General features: G+C 69.1%; 10 protein-coding genes and 1 pseudogene. 6 read left to right on the top strand and 5 right to left on the bottom strand.

Annotated elements, in window-relative coordinates:
* Window positions 1-21 precede the first annotated feature (21 nt).
* Window positions 22-960, top strand: a complete 939-nt coding sequence (locus ABFX45_RS07140) for a helix-turn-helix transcriptional regulator (protein ID WP_346128478.1) — start codon at window positions 22-24, stop codon at window positions 958-960.
* A 68-nt stretch (window positions 961-1,028) separates the two neighbouring features.
* Window positions 1,029-1,676 carry a PP2C family protein-serine/threonine phosphatase gene (locus tag ABFX45_RS07145; RefSeq protein ID WP_346128480.1) on the top strand — a complete coding sequence of 216 codons (648 nt, stop codon included), beginning with the start codon at window positions 1,029-1,031 and terminating at the stop codon, window positions 1,674-1,676.
* A 54-nt stretch (window positions 1,677-1,730) separates the two neighbouring features.
* On the opposite strand, the pseudogene ku reads toward ABFX45_RS07145, so the two are convergent.
* Window positions 1,731-2,534, bottom strand: a pseudogene (ku, locus tag ABFX45_RS07150) (non-homologous end joining protein Ku); the annotation flags it as partial.
* A 71-nt stretch (window positions 2,535-2,605) separates the two neighbouring features.
* Between ku and ABFX45_RS07155 the strand changes: the two are divergent.
* Complete coding sequence (locus tag ABFX45_RS07155) at window positions 2,606-3,127, top strand: metallophosphoesterase family protein (protein WP_346128482.1); 522 nt, start codon at window positions 2,606-2,608, stop codon at window positions 3,125-3,127.
* Here ABFX45_RS07155 and ABFX45_RS07160 read toward each other — a convergent pair.
* From ABFX45_RS07160 to ABFX45_RS07175, 4 genes are read right to left on the bottom strand one after another with little or no spacing between them, the layout of a single operon-like run.
* Complete coding sequence (locus ABFX45_RS07160; protein ID WP_346128484.1) at window positions 3,019-3,813, bottom strand: alpha/beta fold hydrolase; 795 nt, start codon at window positions 3,811-3,813, stop codon at window positions 3,019-3,021. The two genes, ABFX45_RS07155 and ABFX45_RS07160, sit on opposite strands and share 109 nt — an antisense overlap.
* Before the next feature lie 16 nt (window positions 3,814-3,829).
* Window positions 3,830-5,296: a glycoside hydrolase family 88 protein gene (locus tag ABFX45_RS07165; protein WP_346128486.1), complete on the bottom strand. Its 1,467-nt coding sequence runs from the start codon at window positions 5,294-5,296 to the stop codon at window positions 3,830-3,832.
* Window positions 5,289-8,171 (bottom strand): discoidin domain-containing protein, encoded by a 2,883-nt coding sequence (locus ABFX45_RS07170; protein ID WP_346128488.1) that lies wholly within the window; start codon window positions 8,169-8,171, stop codon window positions 5,289-5,291. Before ABFX45_RS07170 ends, ABFX45_RS07165 begins: the two co-directional genes overlap by 8 nt.
* A complete protein-coding gene (locus tag ABFX45_RS07175; protein ID WP_346128490.1) occupies window positions 8,171-10,729 on the bottom strand; it encodes an NPCBM/NEW2 domain-containing protein in 2,559 nt (852 codons plus the stop codon). Before ABFX45_RS07175 ends, ABFX45_RS07170 begins: the two co-directional genes overlap by 1 nt.
* A 119-nt stretch (window positions 10,730-10,848) precedes the next feature.
* Between ABFX45_RS07175 and ABFX45_RS07180 the strand changes: the two genes are divergently transcribed.
* Genes ABFX45_RS07180 through ABFX45_RS07190 form a run of 3 tightly spaced genes read left to right on the top strand, consistent with a single transcriptional unit; the run spans window position 10,849 to window position 13,083 of the window.
* Window positions 10,849-11,130: a hypothetical protein gene (locus ABFX45_RS07180; RefSeq protein WP_346128492.1), complete on the top strand. Its 282-nt coding sequence runs from the start codon at window positions 10,849-10,851 to the stop codon at window positions 11,128-11,130.
* Window position 11,131: 1 nt separating this feature from the next.
* Entirely contained in the window at window positions 11,132-12,433 is a 1,302-nt protein-coding gene (locus tag ABFX45_RS07185; protein WP_233440074.1) for a sensor histidine kinase, read from the top strand.
* Window positions 12,430-13,083, top strand: coding sequence for a response regulator transcription factor (locus ABFX45_RS07190; RefSeq protein ID WP_346128494.1), 654 nt, complete (start codon window positions 12,430-12,432; stop codon window positions 13,081-13,083). Before ABFX45_RS07185 ends, ABFX45_RS07190 begins: the two co-directional genes overlap by 4 nt.
* Window positions 13,084-13,101 lie beyond the last annotated feature (18 nt).

Consider the following 13,101-nt stretch of genomic DNA (forward strand, 5'->3'; position numbering starts at 1 on the left):
TAGGACAGATATGGTCCTACAGTGTCTTCTGCTCGTTTGCTGAAGTTGCTCGGGCTGCTGCAGTCGCGCCGTGAGTGGTCCGGTGCGGAGCTCGCGGACCGGCTCGGCGTCACCACCCGCACGGTCCGGCGTGACATCGACAAGCTCCGTGAGCTGGACTACCCGGTGCACGCGTCGATGGGCACGTCCGGCGGCGGCTACCGGCTCGGACCGGGAGCGCGGCTGCCACCGTTGCTGCTGAACGACGACGAGGCGGTGGCCGTGGCCGTCGGGCTGCGGACCGCGAGCGGCATCGAGAACATCGGTGAGACGGCCGTGCGCGCGTTGCTCAAGGTCGAGCAGGTGCTGCCGTCCGCGTTGCGGCACCAGGTGGCGGCCCTGGAGATCGCGACAGTGCCGCACACGGGATCGGCGCCTTCCGTGGACGCGTCGTTGCTGACCTTGGTGGGCACCGCGTGCCGTGACCGGCAGCGGATCCGCTTCTGCTACGTGGGTCACACGGGGGAGGAGTCCCTGCGCGAGGCCGAGCCGCACCGGCTGGTGACGTGGGGTCGTCGCTGGTATCTGGTCGCGTGGGACGTGCTGCGAGGCGACTGGCGGACATTTCGGCTCGATCGGATGAGCGTGCGGACCCCGTTCGGTGCCCGGTTCACGCCGCGTGAGATTCCGGGCGGCGACGCGGGGGCGTTCGTGGCGGCTCGCGTGGCGAACCGGTGGCCAGTGCAGGGCGTGGTGCGACTGAGCGTGCCCGCTTCCCAGGCTTCGGAGTGGCGCAGCTACGGCGAGGTTTTCGCTGTCGACGAAACGTCGTGCGACGTGCGCGTGGGAGGCGAGACGATGGACGACGTGGTGTTCATGCTCGCGAGCATCACCGTCGAGTTCGAGGTCGTCTCCCCGCCGGAGCTGTCGGCAGCGCTGATCCGGGCGGCGGAGCGGTTTCGTCGGGCGGCGAAGTTCTAGAGAATTTCTCAGGGTGCTGACAGCAGACTCCTAAGCACGCGCGGCTTAGTGGAGTCAGGGAGGTCGCCATGCTGATCGATCGCACCATGCCACTCGGTACCGCGCTGACCGTGACCTACGCGTCGGACCGTGGACCGCGCACGCACAACGCCGACGCGTACGCCACCAACGGCCGCCGCACTTTCGTCGTGGCCGACGGGGTGGGCGACTCCACCGCGGCCGCCGAAGCCGCGCACGCCGCCGCGCAGGCCGCAGCTCTCCTCGCCGACCCGGTTGCCGCTGTCCTGGCCGCGCGTGACGCCCTCCAAGTGCACACGGGGGACGCCGTCATCGTGGTGGCCGTCGCCCGGCCGGACGGGGGCTTCGACGTCGCGTGGGCCGGTGACACCCGTGCGTACGCGTCGAACGGTGAGGACCTCTTGCAGCTCACGACCGACCACACGGTGGCGGAGTACTTCCGCGAGCGCGGTGTGGTGCCGCAGCCACGGCTGGAGCACGTCGTGACCAACACCGTCCGGCACGCGACGCGGGAGAACATCGGGCGAGCAGGGACGCGGGCTCCGCGGCTCGTTCTCGTGTCGGACGGCGTTTACGGACCGTTGGGGCATGACGGGATCGAGGCGATCATGGCTGGGCACGCGTCGGCCGACCGGTTGGTGCGGGCGGCGTTGTACGCGGGCGGGACGGACAACGCCACGGCGGTAGTGGTGAGCTAGTGGCGTGGCCCGGGACGTTGCCCGGCAACGTTCCGGGCCACGCCACTAACCGGCCTTCTTCTTGGTGCCGCTCCGCTTCTTCTTGCTCGCCTCGACGCTGCGCTGCAACGCCTCCATGAGGTCCACGACCCCCGTGGCCTCCGGCGGCTCGGCCTCGACGACGATCTCGCGGCCCTTCTGCTTGTCCTTGATGAGCTTGTTGACGCGTTCGGTGTAGGTGTCGCGGTAGTCCTTCGGCCGCCAGTCGTCGGCCATGGACTCGACCAGCGACACCGCCATGTCGAGCTCCTTGCCGCGCGGGGCCCGTCCCTCGGGCGTCACGTCCAGCACGTCCTCCGGCTTGCGGATCTCGTCGGCGAAGAACAACGTGTGCACGGCGAGGATCCCGTTGTCCTCCTTCAGCGCGGTGAGGTACTGCTTGCCGCGCATGACGAACATCGCGATGCCCGCCCGGTTCGTCTTCTTCATCGCCTGCGCCAGCAACAGGTACGGACGCGAGAACTCGGGCTTGGCCGGGCCGAGCCAGTACGTCTTCTGGAAGAAAACCGGGTCGATCTCGTCGAGGTCCACGAACGCCTCGATGTCGAGCGTCCGCGACCGGCCGGGAGCGATGTCGTCGAGCTCCTCGGGCTCCACGATCACGTACTCGCCGTTGTCGACCTCGTGCCCCTTCACGATCTTGTCGTAGGGCACCTCACGCCCAGTGCGCTCGTTGACGCGCTTGTAGCGGATGCGGTCGGAGGTCCCGCGCTGGAACTGGTTGAAGTGCACCGTGTGGTCCTCGGTCGCGCTGTACAGCTCCACCGGGATGCTCACCAGCCCGAAGCTGACCGAACCGCTCCAGATCGCACGTGCCATGCGCGCCGAATACCCGCTTCCGCCTCGTTCAAACCGCGGGCGGACGTGTGAGCTTGCTACGGTCTGCAGGTGTGAGAGTGGTCGTGCTGTCCGACACCCACGCGCCGCGGTTCTGGAAGCGGTGCCCTCCAGACGTGGCCTCGCACCTGCGGTCCGCCGACCTGATCCTGCACGGCGGTGATGTCTGCGTGGCTCCCGTGCTGGACGAGCTGGCGCAGTACGCGCCGGTGATCGCGGTGTGCGGCAACAACGACGGGCCGGACGTGGTGGCGTGGGGTGCACCGGAGACCGCCGAGTTCGACATCGAGGGCCTGCCGGTAGCGATGATCCACGACAGCGGGCAGAAGGCCGGCAGGCTGGCACGGATGCGCCGCCGGTTCCCCGCTGCCCGGCTCGTCGTCTTCGGTCACTCGCACATCCCGTGGGACGAGGAAGAAGACGGGTTCCGCGTCTTCAACCCCGGTTCTCCCACGGACAAGCGCCGTCAGCCGCACTGCACGATCGGGCTGCTGGACGTTGTGGACGGTGAGCTTCTGAACGCGCGAATCGTGCCGGTCGCCCAGGCCGCGAGCCGCGGGCCGAGCAGCTCGTAGACCTTCGGGTCGAACCCCATGCCGGTGTGCGTGCTGTGCACCTCGACGCACTCGGCGTACGGGTCCTGACACAGTTGCCAGGGCACGATTCCGTCCGAACGTGAGAAGATCGAGATCGCGGGTACCCGCAGCGGTTCGGCGAGGTCCTTCACGTGCTCTTCGAAGCACGGCCCTCGCATGCAGTCGTCGTCCAGCAACCCGGGAATGCCCGCGGAAGCCAGTCGTGCCAGAAACCTCGCGATGCGCAGCACGTTGGGATGCGCGCCCAACGGGTCCAGCACGGGACTGCCCAGCATCACCAGGCCGTGCACGAGGTCGGGGCGCCGGGCGGCGGCGAGACGCGCGAGGCCGCCGCCACGGCTCTGGCCGAGCAGCACCACCGGACGTCCAGTGTGCTCGGCGTGCTTCTCGGTGCTGTGCAGGAGCCGTTTCAGCAGCTCCGCGGTGCACCCGACGGTGAACCCCACACCAGAGCTCGCCGGTCGGTAGCCGCGTGCCCGCAGCCACGAGCCGGCGGGCACCAGGCTTGCCTCACCGGCACCGAAACCGGGCACGAGCACGACGCCCAGTCCGTTGCCCTGGCCGGGATCCGCGCTCCGCCACACGGGATGGCGCAGCAGCCTCGGCACGTCCCACAACGCCCTGACCACGCTTTCGCGTGCGGCGGATCGCAATCCGTCGAACATGTCAATGGATTGCCGACTATTTAGGACCTAAACCAAGCTCTTCGTTCATGAGCAGGAACGCGCCCAGGCCGTGGAAGTCGTTCACCGCACGGGCCCGGCGCAGGTAGTAGGCCTCGTCGCCCACGCTGGTGCCTACGCTGATGCCCGCGATCGCGGTGCGCCCGTCCGACCCGATGGAGGCCTGGGAGAGCACCCCGCGGTACCCCTTCCGGGCGACCCGGAGGTACGACGGGCTGAGCACACGTTGTTCCACAGCCTGCGAGATCGTGTACGCGTACATGCTCGAACACGAGGTCTCCAGCCAGTTTCCCGTCAGGTCCGGCTTGATCGGCAGCTGGAACCACAGGCCGCTGGGGTTTTGGAAACGCCGGTAGCCGTCCGCGAGGTGCCGGACGATCTCCATCAGCTCGGCGCGGGCCGGGTGGGTGCGCGGTACGTGCCGCAGCACGTCCACTGTGGCCATGCCGAACCATCCGACCGCGCGGCACCACACCTCGGGTGACTGTCCTGTGTGCTCGGAGTAGGCGTGCCGCAGCAGGCCTTCCGGGTTCTTCAGGTGCCGGTAGTAGATGGAGAGCTGCTGGGTCGCGGTGTCGACGTCGCCCGCGCGGGCGAGGAACGGCTGCACCATGAACACGCCGTCCGCCCACAGCTGACCGGTGAACGCGACGTTGTGGATCAGGCCGCCGTCGGACGTGCGCGGGTAGGTGGCGATGCGGTCGCGGATGCGCTGGGCGGCCAGCCGGTAGCGCTCCTCGCCGGTCGCCTGCGCGAGGTCCAGGAAGATGTTGCCCGCCAGCATGCTGTCGAGATCGTTGTAAGGGTTGCCGGTGCTGCCGTCGGCGCGCACCCGTGCGTCACCCCAGGCCTTGAGGTAGTCGAGGTAGCGGCCGGTGCGCCGGTGGACGAGGTACACGCTGTGCAGGAACAACGTGTCGGTGTAGCTCAGGCCGAGCGACGTGGCGGGACGGGTGGCGATCGTCGAGTCCACCACGGCCGTCGACCAGTCACGCGGGCGCGGTGCCTCGACGTCGTTCGCGATGGTCAGCGAGTCGAGGTTCGGGCCGCCCCCTGCAGTCGTGGCGGTGGCGCGGATCGTGTGGGTTCCCTGTGACAGCTGCACTGTGAGCGTCTTCGTCGCCCACGTCGTCCAGGCGCCGGTGCTCCCGAACGACACGGTGGTGGGCGTGCCGTCGACGGTGATTTCCATCGGCCGATCGGTCGTTGTGCCGTTGGCGTAGCGGAAGACGAGGTCGTGTTGCCTGGCGTGCGAGGTGTAGGTGGTGAACTCGACGGCGCTGCCGATCACGTTGTCGTAGTTGACGAAACCCGTGCCGGTGTAACCGTCGTGGTTGGACTCGACGACGCCCTGGCTGCGGGTGGCGTGTTCGGCCTCGTACACGGTGGTCGCCGCTTGCGCTGCCGGTGTCGCGAGTGCGGTGATCGTGAGCGCGACCAGCCACACGGCTTTCTTGTCAGCCAACAGGATCTCCTCCGGTCACCGAGAGGCTTCTGAGCGACGCGTGTCCTGGCCGCCATCCGGTCGAGACGGCCACGTACCTGGCGACGGTTGCCTGTCCGTACGTCTTTCCGTCCGTGCTGCCGGTGATGGTGTGCGGCGGGACCGGGCCGTCTGTCCATTTCAGACCGACTCTGATGTCGTACACCGACCCGAGGTCCACGACCATGCGGCCGTCACGGCCTGGCGTCCACGAGGTGTTCTGCCGGCCTTCGACCGCGGCGGCCGGGTCGGTCATGCCGGGCGGCAGGACGGAGTTGGGGAACGTGACCCGGCCCAGCGCGAGGTCGTTCAACGGGAACGGCTTCGCCTGCGGCATGGTCACCGTGCGCTCGGCCTGGCCGAGCACGATCGACATGGTGGTGCCGTCGCGGTGGGTCAGCGTGAACCGGGCGGGGCCGCCGCGGAACGTGACCCGACGGCCGTCGTGCACGATCGCCGTGATGCCCGCGGGGATGTGTCGGGCGGTGAACCACGGTGGCTCGATCCGTGCGGTGGCGGCGGGCAGGGTGAGGGCGTAGTCGGTGCCGTTGGTGGTGGTCAGCTGAGTGCCTCGGTAGAGACGGGTGCCGTGGAGGCGGACGGTGCCGGTGACGTCGGCGTTCGACAGGTTGAAGAGGGTGAGGAAGCCGTCTGCCGTGCTCGCCTGTACTGATGGAGGGCATTGAGGTGCCGGATTCGCGGCGACAGCCCGTAGATCGGCGCGAACGTAACCTTCCACGATCCCTGAAGGGACGCTGATCGTGTCGCCGTGCACGGTTATCGGATCGGCTGCCCGTGCGACGAACCCCGCCCGTCCGTCCACGTCGAGCCAGCCGGCCGTGCTGAGGTCCGGTCGCGGGTGCTCGGCCACCGTCGTCCACCCGGCGCCGTCCATCGACGTCTCGATGCGATAGGCGCCCGCCGCCGCGGTCTCCCAGCGCAGCCGCACGCGGCTCACCGTCGTGGCAGCGCCCAGGTCGACCGCGAGCCAGCTGTCGGCACGGCCGCGCTCTGCCCGTGCGACCGCCCAGCGCGTGACCGGATTGCCGTCGGTGGCCTTGCCCGGTTCCATGCCCGTGTCGAAGGACGACGCCGTGGTCGGCTTTCCGCGCGCGAGATCGCCTTCCACGTCGAAGTCGAACAACGAATAGCCGTACGTGGGATGCGGCCGCACGCCGACCATCCGGACGTGACGTGCGGTCGTGGCTGGGAACGTCAGCTCATCGACTCGGAAGGCCTCGCGCGCGCGAACTGTCACGCGGCCGGAAGCACCGGTGTAGGTGCGGGAACCCGTGAGTCCTGGCATCCCCGTCATCGCCAGGTTCTGCACGTCCACCCGGCCGGGCCGGGGGAGAGCGCACACGATCGTCCCGGTGGGCAGCGTGGCGGTGCCGGCGAACCCGTCCGCGAACGCCAGCAGGCTCGCCGTGCCGTCGAACCCGTCGCGAACCTGTTGGTACACCACGGCATTGCGCTTGGTGACCGTGGCGGGTGGCAGCAGCATCGGGGTGGTGCCGCTGATCTTGAACAGCCAGTCGTCGTGCGCGGGCTGCCAGGCGAACTTCGTGAACCCGGGTTTGGTCACCGTGCCCGCCCACGCCGCCGCGGACTGGTGGGTCAGCAGTCCGGGGTCGGCGCCGTGGTCGATCGTGATCGCCGCACGTGCGAAGAAGTCAGGAACCGGGGTCACCGGCGGACGGAGTTCGTGCAGCAGGTAGCTGATCGCGAGCTCTGCCCGTGCCTCCGGCTCGTACTTCGCCTCACCGGAGAACTTCGCGAGCCGGTACACCGGCGGATGCGCCTGGTAGGCGAGCAGCCGGGACGCCAGCGCGGCTTCCGCGAAGGCCGCCATCGGGTCGCGCAGCACGGTGGAGCGGAACGCGAGCGGGATGACGTCGCGGCCGTACAGGTGCTCGCGGTCGTCGACCATGGGCATCAACGGCTCGCCCGCGTCGCTCATGGTGGCGAGGATGGTGCGCCACAACAGTTCGCCGTTGGGTTGCTTCGTGAGCACCTCGGGCAGGGGACGACCGGCGAGCAGGAAGTGCACGGCGTTGCGGCCGGACGTGCGCCACAGTTCGGACTGGTAGTGCGGTCCGAACGAGCCGTGGTTCTCCACGATGAACGTGTCGTGGAGGTTCGCCGCGGTGTTCGCCGAGATCGGCACGCCGTCCACTGTGGAGGGATTGGCGAGGTCTGCGGCGGGCAGCCCAGCCTCGTTGCGGCTCCAGCGGCCGAACGCCTCCCGCCAGCCGGGTCCGTCGCCGTGCCAGGCCAGTCCCGGCGCGAGCGACTGGGCGTAGACTCCCATCTCCTCCAGCTTGGTGTCGCCGCGGTAGCCGCCGGTCAGGCCGTTCGGCGTCCAGCCGCCCGAGCGCGGGTCGTTGCCGGTGCCGAGCGAGGTCGTGTAGTCGGCCTGGCCGCGCGCGATCGTCTCCACGTCGGCGCGGGTGGCGGCGTCCAGGTCGGGCCAGAGCAGGCGGGCGGCGAGCACGAAGTACGACTGGAACGTGGTGTCCCAGAACAAGGTGTTGCCCCACTCCGTGCCGCCCGCGAGCACGTTGCTCGCGGCGAAGTGCTTGATCGTCGCGAGGGTGTGCTGACGCAGCACGTCCTTCTCGATGCCAGCCAGCGCCGCGTCGTAGTTGCCGCGCGTCAGCAGAACGGCGTTGCCGAGCACGACCGCGAACCCGAAGTCCGTGCGCCGGTAGCGGCCCGCGACCGGGTCGTACTGCGTCTCCGCCCATCTCGTGTGCCTGAGCAGCACCTCGTAGTACGTGTCCTTCAGCTGGGCGAGCGAGATGCTGGGCGCGAGTGTCAGCAGTCCGGTCGCGTAAAGGAACTGTCTGCGATTCATCAGCACTTCAGCGCGGCCTCCGCCCAGTCGGCGTGGTCGAAGTTCCGGCCGTCGCCGCCGTCGGTGACGCGCAGGCTGAGCATCCGGACGTTCGTCACGTCGACGTCGATCGGGATCGCCGCGGCTTTGCCCTTCTGGACACCGCTGTCGTGGATGAGCTTGTCGTCGCCGAACACCTGGAACGCCACCGAACCCGGCTCGCTGGTCTCGTCGTCGAGGCCGATCTTGGCGGTGAAGCGCTCACAGCCGCGGCCGAGGTAGACCGACACCTCGGACGGCGCGTGCACGCCGATTCCCCTGGCGTAGGTGACGCCGCCGATGGACAGCGGATTGCCGTCACCGCCGGAGTTCTCGCCGTTGGAGCGGTCGCGTTCGACCGGGCCCCAGCCGTTGGTCTCGCTCATGAACGGCAGATCGCTGAGGTACGCGCCGTTCGCGGGCACCGGTGGTGGCACGAACGCCCTGACCGCCTGCTCGACGTGCACGCCGTCGCCGAACGTGGCGACCACCGGCACGTCCACCAGCCCGATCGGGCTCTGCGCGCCGACCTGGACCCGCCAGCGACCGGTGATCGACTCGCCCGGCGCCATCCTGCGGCGCTCCACGGTCGCACCGGACACCGTCCAGCCCTCGGGGGCGGTGGCCGTCAGCGCGACGTCGCGGATCTGCCGGTCGCCGTTGGTGAACGTACCGGTGACCTCGAAGGCCGAGCCCTTCTCGGCGTCGACGGGTGCAGCCGGCGTGACGGTCAGCGTGGTCTTCGGGACCTGGCGGATCGGCTGGTCGCACGTCTGCAGGCCCGGCCGGTTGCGGCAGATGACCGCCGCGAAGCCGCCGTTGCGCCGCACCGGGACGTCGAGGGTGTCGGTGTTGCGCAGCACCTGCCGGTCGCGCACGACGTCGGCCCTGGTCGCCGGGTCGCGGACGGTCTCGACCAGCCACTGCCCGCCGCCGAGGAAACCCAGCTGTGCGCGCAGAGTCCGGTCCTGCGTGGCGATGCCGCCGACGAACCACCTGTCGCCGTTGCGGCGGGCGACGACGGCGTGGGTGTCGGGATCGCCGTCGAGGAGCTTCGTCTCGTCCCACACCGTCGGCAGCTGGTCGAGGTAGCGCAACGCCTGCGGATGCCGTTCGTAGGCCTCGGGTTTGTCGGCGAAGTGCGTCCAGCCCGACTCGTACACGACCGGCAGCGCGGTTTCGTGCGCGATCGTCGCCTCCTTGGTGCCGACCTCCAGCGACACCGGCGTGTAGTCCATCGAGCCCGCGACGTTGCGGGTGAAGAACTGCACGGGGTTGTTGGCGGCGGGCGGGAAGTTCTCGGCGCCGCGCACGGCTTCCATGGTGAGCACGTGCGGCCAGGTGCGGGCGAGGCCGTGCGGGATGGTGGAGCCGTGGAAGTTGACCATCAGCCGCAGGTCGGCGGTCTTCCGCAGAACCGCGTCGTACCAGCGGTAACGGTCCTGCGAGTCGGACTCCATGAAGTCGAGCTTCACGCCCTTCGCGCCCCACTGCTTGATCCTGGGCAGCACGGTGTCGCGTTCCTGCGGGGTGTCGAGGTCGCTCCAGCGCAGCCACAGCAGGATCTCCACGCCTCTGGCGCGGGCGTAGCGGATCAGCTCCGGCACCCACTGGGCGCTCCAGCCCTCGTCGACCAGCGCGTACTCCCAGCCGTGCCTGGCGGCGAAGTCCACGTACTGCTTCTGCCGCGCGAAGTCGCCAGGGCTGGAGTGCTCGCTCAGCCACGACCACGCGACCTTGCCCGGCCTGATCCAGCTCCTGTCGTTGAACAGCGCGGGGGTGGCCAGGTCGTCGACCAGCGTGGACGTGCTGACGGTCGTCAGGTCGCCGACGATCGCGGTGCGCCACGGCGTGGTGCCCGTCGACTCGACCTGCGGGTCGGCCAGCACGACCTGGAAGCCGGTGCCCGCCTTGCGCAGCCTGCTGCCCGCGTACCGGCCGTCCACATCGGACTCGGTGAGCAGCGCGAAGTCGTCGCCCGTCTGGAAGAGCGACGGGTAGCCGAAGTCGCCGCTGGCCTCGCCCGCCGTCGTGCGGACGCGGTTGGCCTCGTACCAGGCGTTGTAGGGCAGCAGCCAGGCCTTCGAGCCGGGGTTCACGGCGAAGCTGGACGCCTCGGAGGTGACCGTCGCGGCGTTCGGGAGGACGTAGCGGTAGGCGACACCGTCCGGGGCGGCGCGGACGACCAGGTGGAAGCTGCCCGCGGCGTTGCGGAAGCCGAGCTTGGTCTCGGTCATCCGGGTGGAGCGCTGCAGCCGTTTGCCGTGGGGCATCTCGTAGCGCTCTATGACAACGCGGTCAGAGCGGCCGGTGAAGGTCAGGTCTTTGGTGAGATCAGCGGTGGTCGTCGTGATGCCGACGGATGCCGGCTGTAGGACGGTTCTGCCATGTCTCTGCACGGCCAGCGTAAGATTTCCGCTGGTCAGGGCAACTTTTGCGGTGATCTGGCCTGGACCGGTGACAGTCCAGCCGGTGGGTGCGGCGGTGGCGGGCACGGCGGGCAACAGCAGGGCGAGCACGATCGCGAACAGTCGTGACATCGTTGTCATCTCCCAGGGTGAGACCGCTCTCATCGTGTTGGGGCCGTCCTGTCCCGGTCAAGGGGCTGATATTTATCAGTCGATTTGCGGACAGATGAAGAGATCTTCATCTTGGTCTCATGAGGGACGCGGGATCGCCGGGCAGGCTCGGACGCATGCTGCCGTCCGCCCGCACCGGCACGGTCCTCGTGGCCGTGCTCAGCGTGGCGTGCGCTCTGGCGGCCGTGCTGCTCGTGCTGACCGTGGTGCGGCCGGTGCCACCGGAAGTGCGCGCGCCCGACGTCCAGATAGGACGTTCAGTCGCGCCAACGCCTACGCCCACGCCCGTGCCCACCCACACCCCGACGCCCAGTTCCGTACTGCCGCCGCCACCGCCGCTCGAAGACGACGAGGACGACTGACGTGCCCGCACGCGTGAAGATCATGTGCTGGCTCCTCGGCCTGATGACGCTCGTCCTCGCGACCGTCGTGGTCGTGGTGTGGCGGTTCCTGCTCGTGGACGTCGAGGACCGGGTGAACCGCGCGCTGGAGCAGGAGACGACGGAGTTCAGCACCTACGCCGAAACCCACCCCGGCGACACGCGGACGGTGGCCGAGGCCCACCTGCGCCTGCAGTACCCGGATGAGCACGAGGCGCACTTCGCCGTGTTCCCGGCCGGCAAGGTGCTGGTGCAGCGCTCCGAGGTGACGTACGCGCTGGAGAACGACCGCGCGGTGCTGGGCACGATCACGTCGGCGAGCGCGCCGTGGGGAGTGGCGTCCACCCCGGCCGGCCCGTTCCGCTGGGCGAAGGTGCACGCTACCGCCGGCGGATCAGACATGTGGTTCGTGACCGGCTACTTCGAGGACGGCGTGCTCGCCCCGGTGCACTCGACGTTGCGGGTGCTCGTCCTGGTGTCGCTGGCGGGCCTGCTGATCGCCGCGCTGATCGCGTGGTTCGTCGCGGGCGTGATCCTCGCGCCGGTGCGGATGGTCCGCCAGGCCGCCGCCGAGATCACCGAGGACGACCTGACCCGCCGCATCCCGGTGTCCGGCAACGACGACGTCGCCGCGCTGGCCCAGCAGTTCAACTCGATGCTCGACCGCCTGGAACGCTCCTTCCGGCTGCAGCGCCAGTTCCTCGACGACGCCTCCCACGAACTGCGCACCCCGATCACGATCGTCCGCGGCCACCTGGAACTGCTGGGAGACGACCCGTCCGAACGCGCCGCAGTCGTCCGTCTGTGCACCGACGAGCTCGACCGCATGGCCCGCCTGGTGGAGGACCTGTTGCTGCTGGTGAAGTCCGAACGCCCGGACTTCCTGCGCCCGGTGCCCACCAGCCTCCCCGAGCTGACCAGCGACATCGACGCGAAGCTGCGCGCGCTGGGGGATCGTCGCTGGGTGCTGGAGTCGATCGCGGAGGGCGAGGCGGTGCTCGATCCCCAACGCGTGACCCAGGCTCTCGTGCAGCTCGCCTCCAACGCGGTCAAGCACACCTCTCGCGGCTCCACGATCCGTTTCGGGTCCTCTGTGGATGGTGTAGTTTCCTTCTGGGTGGCCGATTCCGGTCCAGGCGTGCGTGACGAGTCGTTGCTGTTCTCCCGTTCGACCGGCTTGGGCCTCCCGATCGTGAAAGCCATCGCGGAAGCCCACGGCGGTCGCGTTCAAGTGCTTTCGGTTCCCGGCGAGGGAGCGACTTTTGTGGTGGAGGTACCGCGATGACCGGCCGGATCCTGATCGTCGAGGACGAGGAACGCATCGCCTCCTTCGTGGAGAAAGGCCTGCGCGCCAACGGTTTCACCACATCGGTCGTGTCGTCCGGTGCGGACGCCCTGTCGTGGGCCGCGTCCTTCGACCTGGTCGTGCTCGACCTCGGCCTGCCCGACATCGACGGCTTCTCGGTGCTGCGTTCGATGCGCTCGCAAGGGGTCGCCACGCCCGTGATCATCCTGACCGCACGCGACTCGGTGCACGACACGGTGGCGGGCTTGTCCGGTGGCGCCGACGACTACATGACCAAACCGTTCCGCTTCGAGGAACTGCTGGCCCGCGTCCGGCTGCGGCTGCGCCCACCCGGTGTGCCCGAGGCCACGGTGCTGTCGTCCGGCTCGCTGTCCCTGGACCTGCGCACCCGCCAGGCCGTGCTGCCGTCCGGCCCGGTCGACCTGACCGCCCGTGAGTTCGCTCTGCTGGAACTGTTCCTGCGGCATCCGGGCCAGGTGCTGGTGCGTGAGCAGATCCTTTCGCACGTGTGGGGCTACGACTTCGATCCGGGGTCCAATGTGGTCGACGTCTACGTTCGTTCGCTGCGCAGGAAAATCGGTGCCTCGCGGGTGGAAACCGTGCGGGGGATGGGATATCGCCTCGTCTAGATGAAGGCTCTTTCATCG

Origin of the sequence: Lentzea roselyniae (assembly GCF_039537795.1) — a bacterium.
Lineage (GTDB): Bacteria > Actinomycetota > Actinomycetes > Mycobacteriales > Pseudonocardiaceae > Lentzea > Lentzea atacamensis.